Raw genomic sequence first — 19,859 nt, 5'->3', positions numbered from 1 at the left:
CCACCACGGGCAGAGGCGGCCCGGCACCCGGCCAGACCGCCCCGACTCAGTCATCAATCAGCGGGCCACGAAGTCCAGCAGGATCTTGTTGAACTCGTCGTTGTGCGTGGCGTTCAGGCCGTGCGGCGCACCCGTCATCACGTGCAACTCGGCGTTCGGCGCGTACTGCGGCACGCGCTGTCCGCTCGCCGCGAGCGGCACGATCTGGTCCTTGTCACCGTGCACGACGAGCGTCGGCACGGTCAGCCGCGCCAGGTCTGCGCGGAAGTCCGTCTCGCCGAAGGCCCGCACGCACTCCTGCGTCGCCACCGGGGACGCCTGCATGTACATCGCCGCCGCGAAATCCAGGAACTCGTCGCCCAGCTTCGCGCCGTTCTCGTCCCAGTTCAGGAACTTCTTCGTAAATCCGGCCAGGAACTGCGGGCGGTTCTGCGCCACCTGCTTCACCATGCCCTCCACATCCTCGTGGGTCATGCCGCCATCAGGGTTGTCCGCAGTCTTGAGCAGGTAAGGCGCGACGGACGCCACCAGCATCGCGCTGCGCACGCGGTCCGTGCCGTACAGCCCGGCGTAGCGGCTAACCTCGCCCCCACCCATGCTGAAGCCCACCAGCGTCACGTCGGTCAGGTTCAGTGCCTCCAGCAGGTCCTTCAGATCACTGGCAAACACGTCGTACGTGTAACCGGTGGCGGTCTTGCCGCTCTGGCCGAAGCCGCGGCGGTCGTACGACACGACCTGATACCCGGCATGGCGCAGCGCGTCGATCTGCCCTTCCCACATGCGGCCCGACAGCGGCCAGCCATGGATGAGCACGACCGGGCGTCCCTGGCCATAGGTTTCGTAGTACAGCTCGGTCTGCGGGGCGTGGGCGTGCTTCGTCTGAATCGTGGGCATCGGAACCTCCAATGGGGTCGCGTGAATGAGGTCGTATGACGTTAAACCGTTCCGCTCACCACCCTAGGCCCGCCCCACTCGCCTCCCCTGAGCGGCACCTTCAGGCCCCCTCAGCAACACTTCAGCGCACCTGAACCTTCCGGACAGGCAGAAGAAAGGCGGCGTGACCTGCTCGTCACGCCGCCGGGGGTTCAGCAGTCGGGGTTACGCGATGGCGCTGCGCTCCACGTTCAGGTACACCGCCACGTCATCCACGCTCTCCACCTGATCCAGGCTCAGGTAATGATGCTGCCCGTCCGCGCTGTCCGTCTTCGTGAGCTTCACGCGCTCGCCATCCATGTGATCCACGGTGCCCACGTGCTCACCGTTCACGTCCTTCACCTGAAGATGCTCGCCACCCTGCTCCAGGCGGGCCTTCACGGACTGCGCAATGTGATCGCTGATCTCTCCGACATTCATCTTCGTCATGCGAGCAGTGTCACCCTGCCAGATGGCCGCCCCATGACAGAACCATTCAGGTCAGCCTGACCCGACCTTGAGGGAACCGTCATCCGCCGTCAGCTCCGCGCGCACCGCCATCAGCGCACGGCCCAGCAGGTTCGCCCCCCACGCCTGCCGCACGCCCGGCGCGTCCTGCTCGCTGAACCCCACGCCCCAGATCCGGTCGTCCGGGGCGGCCTCCACCAGTTCTGCCTCGCCGGTCGCCAGCAGCGCCGCCCGCAGCCGCGCGTTCTGACCGAACTTCAGACGCAGCATGTCCAGCGCTGCTCCGAACCGTTCCTGCGCCCAGCGGGCATCGTCGTACGGGCTCACGCGGCGGCCCAGCGCCTTGCACTCGCCCGGCGTGCGGGCGGCCAGGATCGCCCGCCGGGTCACCTCATCCCCGAACAGCGCGGCCTTGCGGGCCATCAGGTACTGCTCCGCCCACTGATACGTGACCCCGCCTTCCGTGAACACACTGGGATGGAAGTTAGAGAACGGATGTGCCGTCCGGTAGAAGAACACGGGCTCGGGACTCATAGGCCCAGTCTCCCCCACCCGGCCTGACCCGGCATCCGCAGGGTGGCGCAGCGGACGCGTGCCCGGTTCGGCGCGGCGCTTTGCCCGCGCCCGGTATCATGCGGGGCGATGACGAAAGACGGCGGCAAACAGGACAGGAAGGCGCAGCAGTACGGCGTGACGCCCCAGAGCGTGGATTTCAACGACTGGTACAACGAGGTCGTGAAGAAGGCCGACCTGGCCGACAACAGCCCGGTGGCGGGCGCGATGGTCGTGCGGCCCTACGGCAGCGCGCTGTGGGAGAACATTCAGCGCTGGCTGGACGACAGGTTCAAGGCGACCGGGCACGAGTCGCTGATCTTCCCCACCTTGATTCCCATGGGCTTCATCACCAAGGAAGCGGATCACGTGGAGGGCTTCGCGCCGGAGCTGTTCACGGTGAACAAGATCGGCACCGAGGAACTCGCCGAGCCGTACGTGATGCGGCCCACGTCCGAGACGATCATCGGGCACATGTGGAGCGGCTGGCTGAACTCCTACCGTGACCTGCCGTTCCTGCACTACCAGTGGGGCAGCGTGTTCCGCGCGGAGCTGCGCACGAAGGCGTTCCTGCGCACCAGCGAATTCTTCTGGCACGAGGGCCACACCGCGCACGCCGACGAAAGCGAGGCGCGCGGCGAGGTGCGGCAGATGCTGGACATCTACCACGAGTTCTGCCGGGACGTGCTGGCGCTGCCCGTGGTGCGCGGCGAGAAGACCGCCAGCGAGCGCTTCGCCGGGGCGGTCGCCACGTACTCCATCGAGGGCATGATGCGCGACGGGAAGGCCCTCCAGAGCGGAACGTCACACTACCTGGGCCAGAACTTCAGCAAAGCGTTCGACGTGAAGTTCCAGACGCGCGAGCAGCGCGAGGAGTTCGCGCACACGACCTCCTGGGCGATCTCCAGCCGCATCATCGGGGCGATCATCATGACGCACGGGGACGACTTCGGGCTGATCATGCCGCCCCGCATCGCGCCCATTCAGGTGGTCGTGATTCCCGTGGGCCGCAAGGACAACTTCGACCAGATGGTCGAGGAAGGCGAGAAACTGGCCGCCGAACTGCGCGCTCAGGGCCTGAAGGTCAAGGTCGACAAACGTGACGGCGTGACGAACGGCTTCAAGTACAACGACTGGGAACTCAAGGGCGTGCCCGTCCGAATCGAACTCGGCCCCCGCGACCTGGAGAGCGGCGTGGTCGTCGTGAAAAACCGCAACGGCGACGAGAAGGAAACCCTGCCCCGCGCCGAGGCGGTGGGCGGCATGACCGCGCGCCTGGACGGCATTCACGACTGGCTGCTGGAACGCGCCACGAGCTTCATGCTGGAGAACACCGTCACGGTGGACACCTACGGGGAGTTCAAGGCCGCCATCGAGGCGGGCAAGTGGGTGCGCGCCTTCCACTGCGGCGACCCCGAGAGCGAACGGCAGATCAAGGAGGACACCAAGGCCACCGCCCGCAACGTCCCCCTGGACGACGCGGAGTTCTTCAACGAGGCCGAGCAGGGCGTGTGCGTGCACACCGGCCGCCCCGCCGCGTACGGCAAGCGCGTGATCTTCGGCCGTCAGTACTGAATATGGATCTCCGCCCCGCCTCTGTGGCTGATCTGCCTGCCCTGGCCGACGCGTTCTGCGCGACGTTTGGCGCGGCGCCCTGGAACGAGGCCTGGACGGACGGATCGGCCCGCGCGGCCCTGAGTGACCTGCTCGCCACGCTCCGGAGTGCCGCGCTGGTCGCCTTGGACGGTGGGGTGTGCGTGGGGGCGGTGCTGGGACGCGATCAGGTGCGGGCTTCGTTCCTGTCACATGAGGTTCAGGAGATGTTCGTGCGGCCCGAGCGTCAGCGCGGCGGGGTGGGCCGGGCGCTGCTGGACGCGCATCTGGCGGCCGCCGGGGCGCGTGGGGTGACGAACGTATCGCTCCTGATACAGACTCCGATTGAATGGCTTATCAAGCCGTTCAATCCGAGCGGATGCGAGTAGGAGTGAAACGGGTTCCGGACGTGGAGCTGGCAATCCGGTGAAGTTCCGGATTGTCGGCGAAACAAACGGAATCCGTATGACCGCGCGGGAGTCACCGGCCGAGACGTTCTACGGCCGCTTCGACTTCCGGCGGGCGGGGCGGATGGTGCTGCTCGTCCGGCCCTGAAGCAGCGCGGCAAGGCAGGAGGCCACCCGGTCAATCTGGGTGGCCTCCTCCTTGTGCTGGGTTCAGCGTCCGCCGAGGTTCGGGGCGAGGTTCAGAGGCTCGCCCAGGCGCAGCCACAGGAACTGCGTGTCGTCCTTCACGCCGGGGCCGCGGCCGCCGGTGGCGGGGTAGTTGTTGTCGTTGGCGATCAGGAGGGTGGTGGGGTTCAGGACGATGACGTTCTCGATGGTGACGTACGGGAAGGTCAGGGTGCCGCCGCGCGTGTCGGGCGCGAGGCCCTGTGGGTCGGCGATGTTCATCAGGTCGGCGATCAGGGTCTTCTGGAAGGTGCCGTCGGCGTTCAGGCGTTTGAGGTCGATGAGGTACACGCGTTTGTTGCGGGCGTCGGTGTGGACCTTGTTGTCGCGTTCCAGCACGAGGTACTGGGTGTCGTTGACGGTGGCGAGGTCGCCGATGGCGTCACTGCCCGCGTCGAGCGCGTAGCGGCCCGCGAGGCTCCACTGGCGGGTGCCCAGGTTCAGGGCGTTCAGGCGCAGCTGGCCGGGCAGGTCGCCGGTGACGGTCTTTTCCAGCAGGCCGTACAGGGTGGTGCCGTCGGCGCTCAGGGCGAGGCCCTCGAAGCCGCCGCTGGCGCCCAGGGTGGCGTCGGCGCTGCTGGCCCCCTGCGTGAAGGCGGGGTGCTGGGGGCTGCGGACCTCGGGGGCGGCCAGTTGCGCGGCGACGCGCGCGCCGGTGGCGGGGAAGTCGGTGAAGAAGCCGTCCACGCCGGCGCGCAGCACCTGACGCATTTCCTCTTCGGGGTTCCCGGCGTACGTGGGCAGCAGGTAGGTGGGTTCGCTGCGCAGCGTCCAGGGGTGCACGAGCAGTCCGGCGGCGTGCGCGCGGCTGACGAAGTCGGTGGTGTCGCCCTTGTCGGTGATGATCCAGCGTTTGGTGGGGCCGACGCCGCTGGCGTACGTGGCGAGGTCACGCAGGCCCTCGGGGGTGGTCAGGGCGTCGTACCGGCGGGTGTCGCCGCTGGCGGCCCAGTCGTAGGGGGCCTCGGTGGGGCCGCTGACGAGCTGCACGAGCGGCAGGGTGACGCCCGCGGCGGGCATGATGCGGGTCTTGAGGTCGCGGAGGTTGGCGGTTTCGAACGACTGGATGAACACGCGGGCGGGGTCGGTGAATTTCTCGCGGGTCAGCGTGTCGATCAGCAGCTGGCTGGTGTCGAACCCGGCGGCTTTCATGTATGTGGGGTGTTTCGTTTCGGGGTAGAGGCCGACCTTGCGTCCGGTGCGGGCTTCCGTGTCGCGCACGAGCGCGATGATCTCGGCGAGGGTGGGCACCTCGAAGCGGCCGTCGAAGGCGCGGCCGCGCAGCGCGGGGAGGCGTTCCACGGCGCGCAGGGTCTTGAGTTCCGCCAGGGTGAAGTCCTCCACCCAGTACCCGGTGACGCTGGTCCCGTCGAGCGTCTTGGTCCGCACGCGGCCTTTGAATTCGGGGCGGGTGGCGACGTCGGTGGTGGCCTCCGTGACCTTGCCGTCCTTATCGAGGACGACCATGACGGGTTCGTGCCGGGCGACGAGCACGCCGTCCTTCGTGACGACGAGGTCGGGTTCGATGAAGTCCGCGCCGCCCTCAATGGCGACCCGGTAGCTTTCCAGGGTGTGTTCGGGGCGGGTGCCGCTGCTGCCGCGATGCGCGATTACGATGGGGTTCTGGCCGCGCAGGGTGGGCCGCCCGTGCAGGTTGGGCGTGGGGGTGGGCGCGTCTAGCAGGCGGCCGTCGGCGCTGAAGTGCAGCAGGTAGGGGCCGAACTCGTCCCCGATCCACAGGGTGCCGTCGGGGGCGATCACGAAACCTTCCGGGTCGAAGTCCGCGCCGGTCAGCAGGCGGTCCGGGGTGGCCTCGTTCACGATCTGCCACGGCACGCGGCGGTCCGGGTCGCGCAGGCTGATGAAGCCGCGCACGCCGACCTGCCCGGTCCCGGCCTTCGCGGCAGTGTTGGGCGTGACGCTCAGGCGGTACAGGCGCAGGAGGTAATCGGCGCTGTTGTTCTTCGCGCCGAAGCCGTTGTCGCTGAGCAGGAGGTATTCGCCGCCTGCCGTGAACTGCACGCCGCTGAACCCCTGCACCGGCTGCCCCTGAAAGCGGGGCTGGCCGCGCAGGCCGCCGTTCCAGGCGCCGCTGGTCGGGCCGTCGGCGAGGGTGTCGGCGGGCAGCTGCGCGAAGCCAATGAGGGTGGCGGCGTGCGCGCCTCCCAGCGAGAGGGTCAGGGCCAGCAGGGCGGTCTTCAGGGGTCGCATGTGCCGTCCACCCTCGCGCCGGGCGGTCAGGGGCGTGTGCGCGGGCGGTCAGGGCGCGGTCAGCACAGCGTAGTGGTCATTTCAGCCCAGCCGTCATTTCAGCGCAGCGGCCGGGTGGATTCCCGCAGGATCAGCGGCAGGTCGAAGTCCGGCAGGCTGGACGCCTCGCCCGCCAGGACGTGCAGGACATGCCGGGCGAGCGCCTGCCCGATCTGGTAGGTGGGCTGCCGGACGGTCGTCAGGGGCGGGATGGTGAACGCGCTGGCGGGCAGGTCGTCAAAGCCGATCAGGGACACGTCGTCCGGGACGCGCAGCCCGCGGCGGTGCAGGGCCAGTCGGGCCCCGGCGGCCATCTGGTCGTTCCCGGCGAACACGGCCGTGAAGGGCACGCGGGCGCCCAGCAGGTGCGTCAGGGCCTGCGCGGCGGACTGCTCCAGGAAATCGCCCTGGAGTTCCAGTTCGGGGTGCAGGGGCAGGCCAGTGCCGGTCAGGGCGTCGCGGTACCCGGCGCGGCGTTCCTGCGCGTCCTGCTGGCCGGGCGGGCCGTGCAGGTGCACGATGCGGCGGTGCCCGAGTTCGATCAGGTGGCGGGTGGCGTTCAGGGCGGCGCCGCGCTGGTCGAGGGTCAGGCAGTGGCCTTCCAGGCCGGGCACGCGGCGGCCGAACAGGACCAGCGGGACGCGCGCGGCCACGTCCCGCAGCGTGTCGTCGGGCAGGGTGCTGCCCAGCAGCAGCAGGGCGTCCACCTTGCGGTAGATCAGGGTGTCGATGGCGCGCGTCTCGTGCCGAATGGACCAGTGGCCGCTGTTCAGGACGGGCTGGTAGGGCGTGTCCAGCAGGGCGTGCTCGATGCCGCGGATCACGTCGGCGTAGAAGGGACTGACGATGTCCTCGGCGATCACGCCGACGGTCATGCTGCGCCCGGTGATGAGCGTCCGGGCGAGGTAGTTCGGCTGGAAGCCCAGGCGCTGCATGGCGGTCTCGACGGCGCGGCGCTTGTCGTCCGCGACGAACGCCGTGCCGTTGATGATCCGCGAGACGGTGCTGATGGACACCCCGGCCTCGCGGGCGACCTCGTTGATGGTGACGCCGTGCGTCATGCGTTTGCCGTGGCCCGCCACCGCGTCACTCTAGCGGGTGGTGACCGTCAGTAGAGGTTGTTCCAGATGGCCTGCCCGGTGCCGCCCCCGTACGAGCCGAGGAAGCCGCGGGCGTCGGCGGTGTTGCTGCCCCGCCAGAAGTTCGCGATGAGCTGCTGGCTGCGGGTGGGCCACGCGGCAGCCGGGATCTGCATGCTGCTGCCGCTGCCGGTCACGACGGTCGCGCCGAGCGGCAGGGAGGCGTTGCGGTACATGGTGAACACGACCCGGCCGTTCAGCGTCCAGATGATGCTGCTGGCGGTCCAGTTGACGTCCACGCGGTGCCAGGCGTTGCTGGCGGCGGGAATCCACGCTTCGTACACGTAGCGGCTGCCGCCGTTCCGGTAGATCAGGGCGGGGTGCAGGCTGCCGCGGCTGGGGACGAATTCCACGTCGATCTCGTTCCAGACGGTGCCGTCGTTGAAGTACGTGAACAGGGTGGTGGTGGTGCCCGCGACGTTCGGGACGTAGATGTCCCCGCCGAAGCGGGTGCCCTGGGTCTTCCAGCGGTTGGATTTGATCTCGCTGCAGGTGCTGCTGTCCAGCCAGCCGTACACGGCGGCGTCGCTGCCGCCCCCCAGGGTGAGGTTGTTCTTCGAGAAGGTGCAGCCGAACAGGGGGTCACCGTTCTTCCAGGTGGAGGGGCTCCAGCTCATGCCCCAGCGGCTGAAGTCGCCGCTGACCGCCTGCGCGGCCAGGCCGGGGCTGGTGGGGCTGGTGGTCTGGCCGCAGGCGCTGAGGGCCGCGCCGAGCAGCAGCAGGAGGATGGATCGGGGGGACGTGGTCATGTGAACTCCGGTGCTGCGCGGCAGCGGTGAGAGGGGCGCGGGGGAACTCGCGCCGGGCGGTGGGTGAGGAGGGCCGGGGTGGACCGCACCGTCCGGCCGGCCGGGCATGGCGTGGGCCGGTGGACTCCGGAGCTGTCCGTCGGTGGGCAGCGGGTGGGTTGTGGGCGATCCAGCCGGAGCGTATGCCATGAAAAGCCTTTCAGCAAGAGGGGGACTGTCCGCCCTGCCCTCGGCCTCCTGGGGGCGGTCGACACCGACCCTTCCGCGCAGGTAGTCGAGGAGGATTTCTGTTCTGCTCACTGACTCTCGCGCCGGAGCAAGGCCCGCTCCCTCGCCGGAAGCCCCCTTTCGCAGATGCGGCGCTGCATCCCGCCAGATCTCATGAAAGGCTTTTCTTGACGGAGCGGAGTGCGCCTGTTACGGTTCATTCACATCCTCACGCCCAGCCGGACGTCCGCGTCCGCTCCGGTTCCCGCCGTCCGGGCCGGAGTGTCTCCCACCCTGCCCGCCCCGGAGGTCCTCCCCCATGCCGCACCCCCAGCCCGCCCGCCCCCTGCACCTGACCGCGCTGTCCTGCGCGCTGATCCTCAGCGCCTGCGCCGCCGTCACTCCTGCCACCCCGCCGCCCACCGTCACCCTGAGCAGCAGCGCCGCCAGCCTGGACGCCAGCGGCCCGCTGCGCCTGAGCGCGGCCGTGACGGGCAGCGCCAGCCGCGTGATCTTCTACGACCGGGGCGTGAAACTCGGCGAGGACACGACCGCCCCGTACGAGTTCACGGTGAACGCCGACCCTGGCCTGAACGGCACGCACGCCTACTCCGCGCAGGCCGTGGCGGGGGACGTGGCGGGGATCTCGGCGCCGGTCAGCGTGCAGATCCGCATCGCGGACACCCGCACGACCGAACTGCTGAACAACGGGGATTTCAGTCAGGGCCTGAATCCCTGGTGGACCGCCGGAACGGCTGCCAGCACGACTGGCGGCGAAGCCTGCCTGACCATCACGCAGCCGGGCAGCAACCCCTGGGACGTGCTGTTCGGGCAGGGCGGCGTGGGCCTGAACGAGGGCGGCACGTACACCCTGAGTTTCACGGCGCGCGCCGCGCAGCCCACGTCGTTCCGGACGCTGCTGCAGTTCGACGGCGCGCCGTACACCAACTACTTCGTGCAGGAGGTGGACGTGACCAGCCAGCCGAAGACCTTCACGTCCACGTTCACGATGGCGCAGCCGGGCGACGCGAAGGCCGCGTTCCAGTTCCAGCTGGGCGCGAAGGCCGCCACGACCGTGTGCTTCAGCCGCATTTCACTGACCGGCCCGGCCTTCGGCAGCGCCGTCCCGGCTGCCGGTGCGGACGACCTGAATCTGGTGCGGCTCAACCAGACCGGGTACCTGCCGGACCGGCCGAAACTGGCGGCCCTGCCGTTCGACTCGGACCGGCCGCTGCCGTGGACGCTGCTGGACGGCACGCGCGCGGTCGCCAGCGGCGTGACGCGCGTGTTCGGCGCGGACGCCGCGTCCGGCGAGCATCTGCATCAGGTGGATTTCAGTGCCGTGACCGCCCCGGCGGACGGGCTGGTGCTGGACGTCGCGGGGTTCCGCAGTCACCCGTTCCGGATCGGACGCGTGTACGACGGCCTGAAACGCGACGCGCTGGCGTACTTCTACCACAACCGCAGCGGCACGCCCATCGAGGCGAAGTACGTCGGGGACGCCTGGGCCCGCCCGGCCGGTCATGCGGGCAGCAGCCCGAACCAGGGGGACACGCGCGTCAGCTGCTTCAGGGGCACCGATCAGGCCGGGAACGTCTGGCCCGGCTGCGCGTACGAACTGGACGCCAGCGGCGGCTGGTACGACGCCGGGGATCACGGGAAGTACGTCGTGAACGGCGGCGTGAGCGTCTGGACGCTCCTGAACCTCGCCGAGCGGGGCGCGCGCCTGAACATCCCGGACGCGGACGGCAGCCTCAGCATCCCGGAAAGCGGAAACGGCCGCAGCGACCTGCTGGACGAGGTCCGCTGGGAACTGGACTTCATGCTGCGCATGCAGATCCCGGACGGGCAGACGCTGCCCCTGCCACGCGGCAACCAGCGCGGCGCCCCGCTGACCCTCACGCCCACCCCGGCGGGCGGGCTGGTGCACCAGAAACTCACGGACGTCGCCTGGACCGGGCTGCCGCTGCGCCCCGATCAGGACCCGCAGCCGCGCGCGCTGTACTACCCCACGACCGCCGCGACCCTGAACCTCGCGGGCGTGGCCGCGCAGTGCGCCCGCGTGTACCGCGCCTCGGACCCGGCCTTCGCGGACCGCTGCCTGAGCGCCGCGCGCCGCGCGTGGCAGGCCGCGAAGGCCGCGCCGGACGTGTACGCGTACGACCTGTTCGTGGGTGGCGGCCCGTACGACGACACGGACGTCAGCGACGAGTTCTATTGGGCGGCGGCGGAACTGTACGCCACGACCGGCGAGGCGGCGTTCCTGGAGGCGCTGCGGGCCAGTCCGCTGTTCCTGCAGATGCCCGAAGGGCGTGAACTGGGCTGGAGCGACCTGACGGCGGCGGGCACCCTGACGCTCGCCAGCGTGCCCACGGCGCTGCCCGCCGCGGACGTGCAGCAGGCGCGCGCGAACGTCGTGGCGGCGGCGCGGGCGTTCCGGGACGCGGCGGGCACGCAGGGCTACCGCCTGCCGATGACCGGCGCGACCGCCACGTGGGGGTCGAACAGTGGCGTGCTGAACCGCTCGGTCGTGATGGGCGCCGCGTGGGACTTCACGGGTGACGACTCGTTCGTGAATGTCGTGCTGGAGGGCCTGAATTACCTGCTGGGCCGCAACCCCATGGACAAGTCGTACGTGTCCGGGTACGGCGAGCGTCCGCTGCTGAACCCGCACCACCGCTTCTGGGCGCGGTCGCTGGACGCGGCGCTGCCCGGCCCGCCGCGCGGGGTGGTGTCGGGCGGCCCGAACAGCGTGAACTTCAGCGATCCGGTCGCGGCGAAACTCAGGGGCCGCTGCGTGGGCCTGCGCTGCTACACCGACGACATCGGCGCGTACACCATGAACGAGGTGACCATCAACTGGAACGCGCCGCTGGCGTGGGTGGCGGCGTTCGTGGAGCACAGCACCCGACGCTGAACACGTGGGGTGCGGGGGGGAGGGGACCGTGCGGCGGTCCTCCTCCCCTCTTTCGTGGGGTGGTCACGGTCGCGGGGAAGGTCGGGACTGTGTCACTCAATTGACAAGTTTACTCAACTGGTCTGGTATCCTGGGGTGATATGACCCGTGCCCTGCTTCCCCTCCTGACCCTCTCCCTGATCGCCAGCGCCAGCGCGCAGCAGGCGAAAGAACTGCGCCTGGGCGTGTTCCCGAACGTCACCCACGCCGCCGGACTGGTCGGCGTGCAGCGCGGCCTGATCCAGAAGAACCTCCCGGACGGCGTGAAACTGGTCATCAAGGAATTCGCCAACGGCAGCCAGATCAACGAGGCCTTCGCCGCGGGCGCCATCGACGCCGCGTACGTCGGCCCCGGCCCGGCCATGAACGCCTTCATGCGCGGTGTGCCCATCCAGGTGTACGCGGGCGCTGCGAACGCCGGGGCGGTGCTGGTCGCCCGCAAGGACAGCGGCGTGCGCAACGTCAAGGGACTGAGCGGGAAGAAGGTCGCGGTGCCCACGCGCGGCAGCACGCAGGACATCAGCCTGCGCCACCTGCTGCACGAGAACGGCCTGAAAGCCACCGACGAGGGCGGCACCGTCAGCATCGTGCCCATCGACCCGGCGAACATGCCCGCCGCGTTCGCCGCGAAGCAGGTGGACGCCGCGCTCGTGCAGGAACCCTGGGGCGCCGTCATGGAAACGCAGGGCGCCAAGCTGATCGTGAACGAGAAGGGCATCTGGGAGGGCGGCAACTACACCACCACCGTCCTGACCGTGAACACGAAGTACGCCGCCGCGAATGCCGACACCGTCAAGGGCCTCCTGAAGGGGCACCTCGCCGCGATCAATTACATCAAGGGCAGCAACGCGGGCGCGCAGAAATCCATCGCCGAGCAGATCTACGCCTTCACCGGCAAGCGCCCCAACACGAACGAGCTGTTCAAGGCGCTGGCCCGCACGCGCGTCACCTGGGACATCAACCTCAAGACCCTCGCGGAGTACGCGCAGCTGAACAAGGAGGCGGGCTTCGCGCGGGACGTGCCGGACCTGAACCGCTTCGTGAACCTGGACCTGATCCGCAGCCTCGCGAAGTAATCCGACCTCGCGCGCGCCGGACTCCAGTTGCGACTGGGGTTCGGCGTTCGCCCTTTCTGGCGCGGGTGCACTACACTGGGACGCTATGACGGGGCCAAAGAAAGGTTCACGGGGCCGTGCCCCCAAACGAAACACTGCGCAGGGCCGGGGCGGCGCGACCCGCGAAACGACCCGCCCGGCGCGCGAACGCAGCGAGGGGAGCCGCAACGACTCGCGCGGTGACAGTCGTCCTGTCCGCACCGAGCTGAGCGGGACCGGCGGGCCGCGCCGCAGCCCGGCCCGGACGGGAGGCGCCCAGAGCGGCGGCACCAGCGGCGGCCGGACCGGCGCGAAGTTCGGCGGGTCGAAAACCGGAGGGAACAGCAGCGCGCGGGGTGGCACCAACCCGGCGCGCCGCAAGCCCGGCGAGGCCGCCCAGGGCAGCGGTGAGGGCCGCAGCTCGGAGGGCCGCGCGGGCGGTCGCCCCGGGAGCGGGCCGCGCCGCGCTGCGCCGCCCAAGGTGAAGAAGGCCCTGCCGGAACTCAAGCGCGTGCAGCTCGACGCGCCCGCCCCGGACACGGTCTTCACCGACCGGGACGGCGAGAAGATGACCTTCCCGGACAGCAACCTCAAGCGCGTGGCCGCGAAGATCCTGACGGAGAAGAACAAGGCGTGGCGGTACCGGCCGTTCTCGTTCCCGCTGTTCACGGACCGGGGCGGCGAGCAGACCTTCCACTTCGACTTCTACATCTACGACTACGAGGACAGCGTGATCCGCCTGATCCTGGTCGTGCCGTTCGAGTCGCGCGACGTCTGGGACCGGGTGGGCCGCTTCAAGCGCCAGTACCCGATGTACGCCTACGAGCTGTGGACCCCGGAGAAGCTGTACCGCCTGAGCGGGCCGCGCGGCCGTCTGGAGTTCTGATACGGATTGCGTCTGTTCCGTTGACAACTTGGAACTTCACCGTGTTGCCAACTCCACGCCCGGAACCCGTTGATCTCCTCCTGGCTCTGCTCCGCAGCTCTCCGGGTCCGCTCGGGGTGAAAGATTGTGTCAACCTTTCACCCGGAGTTCGGATGATTCGGGTCAGCTTGACGCCCCGCTAAAAAGTCCCTCATCTGAGAGCCTCCGGCACCTGAACGGAGGCTTTTTCGTGCGTACATCTGCGTCTGAAAGGGCGCCAGGCGCCCGTGAGTCGCATGAGAGCCCTCTTGGGCTTCGCTTGGGTTTGTGCCCGGGGCTGTGGTCTGCCCGGGGTGGTCTGGTACCGTTTCCACGTTCCGGGCAGCGCTGCGGCGCCTGCCCCGCCACGAAAGGAGAGCGCAGCCTGATGACCACCCCCCCCATCCTTCGACCCGGCCGACCCTACCCCCTGGGAGCCACCTGGGACGGCAAAGGCACCAACTTCGCCCTGTACTCCGAGAACGCCACCGGCATCGAGCTGTGCCTCTTCGACGAGCAGGGCGTGGAAACCCGCGTGCCGCTGCGCGAACAGACCGCCTTCGTGTGGCACGGCTACCTGCCCAGCGTGAAACCGGGCCAGCGCTACGGCTACCGCGTGCACGGCGAGTACGCCCCGGAACGCGGCCTGCGCTTCAACCCGAACGTGGTCCTGCTCGACCCCTACGCCAAGGCCCTCGACGGCACCGAGCAGTTCGACCGGGGCGTGTTCGGCTACGTGCCCGGCGGCGAGGACAGCGTCATGCAGGAAGAGGAGCAGCGCGGCGCGCCCCTGGGCATCGTCGTGGACCCCCGCTTCGACTGGGGGGACAGCCAGAAACCCGACGTGCCCTTCCACCAGTCCGTGATCTACGAGGCGCACGTCAAGGGCCTGACCATGACCCACCCGGACGTGCCGGACGAGTTGCGCGGCACGTACGCCGGGATCGCCACCGAACCGATCCTGTTCTACCTGCGGGAACTGGGCATCACCAGCATCGAACTGATGCCCGTGCACCAGCACGTGGACGACCCCTTCCTGCTCGACAAGGGCCTGACGAACTACTGGGGCTACAGCACCCTGTCGTTCTTCGCGCCGGACGTCCGCTACAGCGCCGAGGCCCGCAAGGGCAACCCCGCCGGGGCCGTGGACGAGTTCAAGCAGATGGTCAAGGCGCTGCACGCCAGCGGCATCGAGGTCATTCTGGACGTGGTGTACAACCACACCGCGGAAGGGAATCACATGGGGCCCACCATGTCCTTCAAGGGCATCGACAACCCCACGTACTACCGGCTGGTCGCCGAGGACCCCCGCTTCTACTTCGACTACACCGGCACCGGCAACAGCCTGAACGTCCGCCACCCGCAGACCCTGCAACTGATCATGGACAGCCTGCGCTACTGGGTGACGGACATGCACGTGGACGGCTTCCGTTTCGATCTGGCTTCCACGCTGGCGCGCGGCCTGCACGAGGTGGATCAGCTGTCGGGCTTCTTCACCATCATCCACCAGGACCCCATCATCGGGCAGGTCAAGCTGATCGCCGAGCCCTGGGACGTCGGCGAGGGCGGCTACCAGGTCGGAAACTTCCCCGTGAACTGGGCCGAGTGGAACGGCATCTACCGCGACGACATGCGCGCCTTCTGGAAGGGCGACGGCGGACTGGCGTCCGAGATCGGCTACCGCCTGACCGGCTCCTCTGACCTGTACCAGAACGACGGCCGCAAACCCTACGCGAGCATCAACTTCGTGACCGCCCACGACGGCTTCACGCTGCGCGACACCGTCACGTACGAGCAGAAACACAACGACGCCAACCAGGAAGGCGGCAACGACGGCCACAACCACAACATCACCTGGAACTGCGGCGCGGAAGGCAAGACGGACGACCCCGCCATCAACGCCCTGAGGCGTCAGCAGCAGCGCAACTTCCTGGCGACCCTTCTGCTCGGGCAGGGCACGCCAATGCTTCTGGGCGGCGACGAGATCGGCCGCACGCAGGGCGGCAACAACAACGCCTACTGTCAGGACAACGAGATCAGCTGGTACGACTGGGCGAATCTCGACGAGGACCTGCTGGCGTTCACGAAGAAGGTCATCGCGCTGCGCAAGTCCCACCCGGCGCTGCACCGCCGCAAGTTCTTCAGTGGCCGCACCATCCGCGGCGAGGACGTGCGCGACATCGTGTGGCTGCGCTTTGACGGCGAGGAGATGAGCGACGAGGACTGGAACAACCCCCAGACGCAGAGCATGGGCATCTTCCTGGACGGCAACGGCCTGGACGACGTGGACGAACGCGGCGAGCCGCTGCTGGACGACCACCTGCTGCTGCTGCTGAACGCCTCGCACGTGGATCTCCCCTTCCGCCTGCCGGACCTGGCCGGCTGCCAGGAGTGGGACCTGCAACTCGACACCACCGACGACCACGCCAGCGGCGCCGTGAAGGCCGGCGAGGAAACCAATCTCGCGGCCCGCAGCGTGAAGCTGTACCGCTGCCCCCGCCAGTAACGCAGATCAGAGAGGGGCGGTCCGCACACCGGGGCCGCCTCTCCCCTCTTCGTGTCTTTCCTACTCCCCACTACCTACGCCCCACTTCCCCCCTCACGTCTCGTAGCTGCGGGCCACGCTGGTCAGGACGCTGCGGTACTCGCCGGGCGTGATCAGGCCCATCGCCATGGCGTGACTCGCAGCGTTCAGGCTGTCGGCGGCCAGCACGAGGTCCACGCCCGCCTTGCGGACCTCCTCGCGGAGTTTCAGGACGCCCTCGTCGCGGTGCGCCTCGGTCACGTCGCGGATGTACACGGCCAGCACGCGGCCCGGGTGACGGTGCACGACCTCGGCGTAGATTTCCGGGTCCTTCTCGCCGCTGTCGCCCACGAGCACGAACTTCAGGTCCGGGAAGCGCTGGAAGATCTGCTCGATCACGCCGTGCTTGTACCCACCGTGCCCGCCGAGCAGGTCCATGCCCCAGTTGCGCAGGAACAGCGGGCCCAGCGGAATGCGGCGGTAATCCAGGAACTGCCACAGCAGGTCGAAGAAGTTCCACGGGCTGCTGGACACGTAGAAGATGGGGTTGCGGGCCTCGCCGTCGCGGGTCAGGGCGCGGTACAGGGCACCCACGCCCGGGAAGGGCAGGCGGGTGCGCGCGTTGCCGGTCAGGACGGTGCTCAGCATGCGCGGCACGCTGGTCACGTCGGACTGAATGACCGTGTCGTCCAGGTCGCTGATCACGCCGAAGCGGGCGTCCGCGACGACATGCACGCGTGCGCTGGCCTGTACCTCGCGCCCGTCGAGTTGCAGCGGCACCTGATGCCACCCGCCGGGCAGCGGGCTGGGCGGCGTGAACTCCAGCGTGAAGTACCCGTCGCTGTCACTGACCGCCGCGGCCCGCTGACCGTTCAGGACGCCACTGACGGTCACGCCGCCCACCTCGCGGGAGAACAGGCGGCGCAGGACGTTCTGCGCGTTGCGCAGGCGGGGGTCGGTGCGGCGCGCGGGCGCGACGGTGCGGGGCAGCAGCACCCGGCCGCGCAGTTCCACGCGACCCGGGGTGCCCCAGCCCACGTACGGCTGGAGCAGCAGCTTCCCGCGCGCCCGGCGGGGCTGCACGTACCCGCTGAAGGCGCGGTCGGCGGTCAGCGCGCCGCGCTCCAGCAGGGGCAGCAGGGCCTTGAAAGCGGTCTTGAACACCCGCCCAGTCTAAGCGGCCCCCAGGGCCCCGGGGCGAGGGACTCCTTTGCTCTTCGCTGACCTTCCCGTCTAGAACAGCACCTGCCCACCGGTCGCGCCGAAGGTGCCGCCGCTGCTGTAACTGCTCTCCTGCGACGCCAGGAACACGTACAGCGGCGCGAGTTCCGCCGGTTGCCCCGGGCGGCCCAGCGGCGTGGACGCCCCGAACTGCTGCACCTTCTCCTGCGGCTGCCCGCCGCTGGGTTGCAGCGGCGTCCAGAAGGGGCCGGGCGCGACGGCGTTCACGCGGATGCCGCGCGGCCCGAGCTGCTGCGCGAGCGCCTGCGTGAACGCCACGATCGCCGCCTTCGTACTCGCGTAATCCAGCAGGTTCGGGCTGGGCCGGTACGCCTGGATGCTGCTGGTGTTGATGATGCTCGCGCCGGGCCCCAGGTGCCGCGCGGCCTCCTGCGTGATCCAGAACATCGCGTACACGTTCGTGCGGAACGTCTGGTCGAACTGCTCGGTGGTGATGTCCTCGATGCGCTCCTGGCTGACCTGCTTCCCGGCGTTGTTCACCAGGATGTCCAGCCCGCCCAGTTCCTGCACGGCGCGCTTCACGAGGTCCCGGCAGAACGCCTCGTCCTTCAGGTCGCCGGGGATCGCCACGGCGCGCTGCCCCGCCGCCTCGATCAGCGCCACGACCTCCCGCGCGTCCCCCTCCTCGTCGGGCAGGTAGTTCAGGGCCACGTCCGCGCCCTCGCGGGCAAAGGCGATGGCCGCGGCGCGGCCGATGCCGGAGTCCGCGCCGGTGATCAGCGCCCGGCGGCCCCTGAGGCGGCCGAAGCCCATGTAACTCTCCTCGCCGTGGTCCGGGCGGGGCTGCATGGCGCCCACCGTGCCCGGGGCCTCCTGCGGCTGGCGCGGGAAGGGCGGCGCGGGGTACTGCGCGCGGGGGTCCTGCATGCCGAACTGGTTCACGCTGGGCGTGATGTTACCGGGTGGGGTGCTGTCCTGGTCGCTCATGCCCTCCAGCGTCCCCCGCGCGCCTCAGTGGGGCGTGACAGGGACGTGAAGGGCACCCCGGGTGTTGCCGGTCAGGTGGTCACGGCGGCCGGTTCGTACGGCCACGCGACGTCCCCGACCGGTTCACCGGGCGCGGCGCCGTCCCAGTCGTACCCGTAGACCTCGCGGGGGCGCAGCGTGCAGGTGCCGTGCGCGGTCGCGTGGGCGCAGGTGGCGTCGTACGCGGCGAGAATCTGCGGGAACTCGAACTGCTCGCGGGTCAGGGCCAGGAACGCCTCGTGCCGGGCGGGTTCGACGCGCAGGGCGACGGCCCCGCCGGGCGTGACCGGCCCGCCGTACGGCACGCAGATCTCGATAGGGCCGTCGCTGTCGGCGTTCACCTCGCCGTGATAGATCACGAACGGTGCGCCGGTCACCGAGCCCTGCGCGGCGACGTGCGCCAGCAGGGTCTGCATCCCTCCCTGAATGGCGGCGGGCAGGTCCGCGACGAACACGTGACGGGTCAGGGTGGCGACGTTCTGCTGGGGCTGGGGGCGGGTCTGGACGGGGGGCAGGGTCATGGGGGTCTCTCCTTGCAGGCGTGAGATCAGGTACAGGGTCAGGTCGCGCCGCTCGCGGTGCAGGCGGTCCAGCCGGGTGAGGTGGGCGCGCAGCGCGGCGGGCCGCTCCGGGGCAGGCGTGTCCAGCAACAGGCGGATGTCGTTCAGGGGCAGGTCGGCGCGGCGCAGCAGGCCGATCAGTCGGGCGTCCGCGACCTGCGCCGGGTCGTAGCGGCGGTACCCGCTGTCCGGGTCCACCTGCGCGGGGCGCAGCAGACCCAGGTCGTCGTACAGGCGCAGCGCCTTGGCACTCAGGCCGGTCGCCTGCGCGAACGCGCCAATGGTCATGAGGGCTGGTGTGGTCATGGGCGGGCGGAACCTCCGGAGGTACCCCCAGCGTGCGCCCTGCCCCTGGGAGAAGGTCAAGGGGTGGGCCCGGGCAACGACACGCCGCGCTGACGGCGGCGCGGTAGCGTGACCGTAGATGACGCCACTCCTGCTGGGCCACCGGGGCACGCCTGCCCTGCACCGCGAGAACACCCTGACCGGCTTCCAGGCCGCGCTGGACGCTGGCCTGGACGGCGTGGAACTGGACGTGCGCCGCCTGGGCGACGGGACGCTGGTCGTGCATCACGACGCGCAGCTGGAGGACGGCCGGGCACTCCCCACGCTGCGTGCCGCCGAGCTGCCCGCCTTCGTCCCCACACTGGATGCCGTCCTGGCCTGGGCGGCGGACACCGGGGCGTTCGTGAACGTGGAACTCAAGCACGAGGCCGCCCGGCCCGACGACCGGGTGGGCCGCACGCTGGACGCCGTCCGCGCCCACGGGGTCTCGCGGCGCGTGATCGTGAGTTCATTCATGCCGACCCTGCTGCGCGCCGCGCGCGACGCCGCACCGGAGATCGAACGCGGCCTCTTGACCCACAAACCATACCCGCCGCTGCTGGTGCGCGCCGCGATGGCCTGGACCGGCAGCGCCGCCCTGCACCCCCACCACGCCCTGATCGACGCCGCCCTGATGACCACCGCGCGCCGCCTGGGCTGGCAGGTGAACACCTGGACTGTGAACGACCCCGCCGAGGCTGCCCGCCTGAGCGCGCTGGGCGTGCACGCCCTGATCGGGGATCACCCGGACGTGCTGCTCACGGTGCGCTGAGAGGCAAGCCTGTGG

Annotated in this window: 16 protein-coding genes; 7 read left to right on the top strand and 9 right to left on the bottom strand. The window is 69.6% G+C overall.

Annotation, left to right across the window (positions count from 1 at the left end; all coding sequences use genetic code 11):
- Positions 1-57 precede the first annotated feature (57 nt).
- The 3 genes from SY84_RS11590 to SY84_RS11580 all read right to left on the bottom strand — a co-directional run bounded on the left by SY84_RS11590 (position 58) and on the right by SY84_RS11580 (position 1,914).
- Positions 58-894: an alpha/beta fold hydrolase gene (locus tag SY84_RS11590; RefSeq protein ID WP_046844137.1), complete on the bottom strand. Its 837-nt coding sequence runs from the start codon at positions 892-894 to the stop codon at positions 58-60.
- Positions 895-1,098: 204 nt separating this feature from the next.
- Complete coding sequence (locus SY84_RS11585) at positions 1,099-1,362, bottom strand: DUF2171 domain-containing protein (RefSeq protein ID WP_052751135.1); 264 nt, start codon at positions 1,360-1,362, stop codon at positions 1,099-1,101.
- Positions 1,363-1,413: 51 nt separating this feature from the next.
- A complete protein-coding gene (locus SY84_RS11580) occupies positions 1,414-1,914 on the bottom strand; it encodes an NADAR family protein (RefSeq protein ID WP_046844136.1) in 501 nt (166 codons plus the stop codon).
- Positions 1,915-2,022: 108 nt separating this feature from the next.
- On the opposite strand from SY84_RS11580, the gene proS reads away from it, so the two are divergent.
- On the top strand, positions 2,023-3,507 hold the full coding sequence (gene proS / locus SY84_RS11575) for a proline--tRNA ligase (protein WP_046844135.1): 1,485 nt from the start codon (positions 2,023-2,025) through the stop codon (positions 3,505-3,507).
- A gap of 23 nt (positions 3,508-3,530) precedes the next feature.
- Positions 3,531-3,914 (top strand): GNAT family N-acetyltransferase, encoded by a 384-nt coding sequence (locus SY84_RS11570; RefSeq protein WP_157882970.1) that lies wholly within the window; start codon positions 3,531-3,533, stop codon positions 3,912-3,914.
- A gap of 228 nt (positions 3,915-4,142) precedes the next feature.
- Here SY84_RS11570 and SY84_RS11565 read toward each other — a convergent pair whose 3' ends face one another.
- The 3 genes from SY84_RS11565 to SY84_RS11555 all read right to left on the bottom strand — a co-directional run bounded on the left by SY84_RS11565 (position 4,143) and on the right by SY84_RS11555 (position 8,295).
- Positions 4,143-6,368, bottom strand: a complete 2,226-nt coding sequence (locus SY84_RS11565; RefSeq protein WP_052751133.1) for a glycerophosphodiester phosphodiesterase family protein — start codon at positions 6,366-6,368, stop codon at positions 4,143-4,145.
- 98 nt (positions 6,369-6,466) lie between these two features.
- Complete coding sequence (locus tag SY84_RS11560) at positions 6,467-7,489, bottom strand: LacI family DNA-binding transcriptional regulator (RefSeq protein ID WP_328512056.1); 1,023 nt, start codon at positions 7,487-7,489, stop codon at positions 6,467-6,469.
- Positions 7,490-7,515: 26 nt separating this feature from the next.
- The gene (locus SY84_RS11555) at positions 7,516-8,295 is read right to left on the bottom strand and encodes a glycoside hydrolase family 16 protein (protein WP_046844134.1); all 780 of its coding nucleotides are present in this window, start codon (positions 8,293-8,295) and stop codon (positions 7,516-7,518) included.
- A gap of 526 nt (positions 8,296-8,821) precedes the next feature.
- On the opposite strand from SY84_RS11555, the gene SY84_RS11550 reads away from it, so the two are divergent.
- The 4 genes from SY84_RS11550 to glgX all read left to right on the top strand — a co-directional run bounded on the left by SY84_RS11550 (position 8,822) and on the right by glgX (position 15,962).
- Entirely contained in the window at positions 8,822-11,419 is a 2,598-nt protein-coding gene (locus SY84_RS11550) for a glycoside hydrolase family 9 protein (protein WP_157882969.1), read from the top strand.
- 140 nt (positions 11,420-11,559) lie between these two features.
- On the top strand, positions 11,560-12,534 hold the full coding sequence (locus tag SY84_RS11545) for an ABC transporter substrate-binding protein (protein WP_046844133.1): 975 nt from the start codon (positions 11,560-11,562) through the stop codon (positions 12,532-12,534).
- Between the two features lie 85 nt (positions 12,535-12,619).
- Positions 12,620-13,438 (top strand): hypothetical protein, encoded by an 819-nt coding sequence (locus SY84_RS11540; protein ID WP_046844132.1) that lies wholly within the window; start codon positions 12,620-12,622, stop codon positions 13,436-13,438.
- A gap of 406 nt (positions 13,439-13,844) precedes the next feature.
- A complete protein-coding gene (gene glgX / locus SY84_RS11535) occupies positions 13,845-15,962 on the top strand; it encodes a glycogen debranching protein GlgX (protein ID WP_046844131.1) in 2,118 nt (705 codons plus the stop codon).
- A gap of 93 nt (positions 15,963-16,055) precedes the next feature.
- Here the strand turns inward: glgX and SY84_RS11530 are convergent, their stop codons facing one another.
- The 3 genes from SY84_RS11530 to SY84_RS11520 all read right to left on the bottom strand — a co-directional run bounded on the left by SY84_RS11530 (position 16,056) and on the right by SY84_RS11520 (position 19,036).
- The gene (locus SY84_RS11530; RefSeq protein WP_157882968.1) at positions 16,056-17,144 is read right to left on the bottom strand and encodes an App1 family protein; all 1,089 of its coding nucleotides are present in this window, start codon (positions 17,142-17,144) and stop codon (positions 16,056-16,058) included.
- A gap of 69 nt (positions 17,145-17,213) precedes the next feature.
- Positions 17,214-18,149 (bottom strand): SDR family oxidoreductase, encoded by a 936-nt coding sequence (locus SY84_RS11525; protein WP_157882967.1) that lies wholly within the window; start codon positions 18,147-18,149, stop codon positions 17,214-17,216.
- Between the two features lie 71 nt (positions 18,150-18,220).
- Complete coding sequence (locus tag SY84_RS11520; RefSeq protein WP_245621329.1) at positions 18,221-19,036, bottom strand: MerR family transcriptional regulator; 816 nt, start codon at positions 19,034-19,036, stop codon at positions 18,221-18,223.
- Positions 19,037-19,172: 136 nt separating this feature from the next.
- Between SY84_RS11520 and SY84_RS11515 the strand changes: the two genes are divergently transcribed.
- Positions 19,173-19,844, top strand: coding sequence for a glycerophosphodiester phosphodiesterase (locus SY84_RS11515; RefSeq protein ID WP_046844129.1), 672 nt, complete (start codon positions 19,173-19,175; stop codon positions 19,842-19,844).
- Positions 19,845-19,859: the final 15 nt, after the last annotated feature.

Source organism: Deinococcus soli (ex Cha et al. 2016), assembly GCF_001007995.1.
GTDB lineage: Bacteria > Deinococcota > Deinococci > Deinococcales > Deinococcaceae > Deinococcus > Deinococcus soli.
The sequence above is the reverse complement of the archived record's forward strand: the minus strand, read 5'-3'. Positions and strand labels throughout refer to the sequence as shown.

What these genes read in the sequence shown, in the direction of transcription:
- SY84_RS11590 (WP_046844137.1), bottom strand. Translation starts at nt 894, where the DNA reads ATGCCCACGATTCAGACGAAGCACGCCCACGCCCCGCAGACCGAGCTG.
- SY84_RS11585 (WP_052751135.1), bottom strand. Translation starts at nt 1,362, where the DNA reads ATGACGAAGATGAATGTCGGAGAGATCAGCGATCACATTGCGCAGTCC.
- SY84_RS11580 (WP_046844136.1), bottom strand. Translation starts at nt 1,914, where the DNA reads ATGAGTCCCGAGCCCGTGTTCTTCTACCGGACGGCACATCCGTTCTCT.
- proS (WP_046844135.1), top strand. Translation starts at nt 2,023, where the DNA reads ATGACGAAAGACGGCGGCAAACAGGACAGGAAGGCGCAGCAGTACGGC.
- SY84_RS11565 (WP_052751133.1), bottom strand. Translation starts at nt 6,368, where the DNA reads ATGCGACCCCTGAAGACCGCCCTGCTGGCCCTGACCCTCTCGCTGGGA.
- SY84_RS11555 (WP_046844134.1), bottom strand. Translation starts at nt 8,295, where the DNA reads ATGACCACGTCCCCCCGATCCATCCTCCTGCTGCTGCTCGGCGCGGCC.
- SY84_RS11550 (WP_157882969.1), top strand. Translation starts at nt 8,822, where the DNA reads ATGCCGCACCCCCAGCCCGCCCGCCCCCTGCACCTGACCGCGCTGTCC.
- SY84_RS11545 (WP_046844133.1), top strand. Translation starts at nt 11,560, where the DNA reads ATGACCCGTGCCCTGCTTCCCCTCCTGACCCTCTCCCTGATCGCCAGC.
- SY84_RS11540 (WP_046844132.1), top strand. Translation starts at nt 12,620, where the DNA reads ATGACGGGGCCAAAGAAAGGTTCACGGGGCCGTGCCCCCAAACGAAAC.
- glgX (WP_046844131.1), top strand. Translation starts at nt 13,845, where the DNA reads ATGACCACCCCCCCCATCCTTCGACCCGGCCGACCCTACCCCCTGGGA.
- SY84_RS11525 (WP_157882967.1), bottom strand. Translation starts at nt 18,149, where the DNA reads ATGAGCGACCAGGACAGCACCCCACCCGGTAACATCACGCCCAGCGTG.
- SY84_RS11520 (WP_245621329.1), bottom strand. Translation starts at nt 19,036, where the DNA reads ATGACCATTGGCGCGTTCGCGCAGGCGACCGGCCTGAGTGCCAAGGCG.
- SY84_RS11515 (WP_046844129.1), top strand. Translation starts at nt 19,173, where the DNA reads ATGACGCCACTCCTGCTGGGCCACCGGGGCACGCCTGCCCTGCACCGC.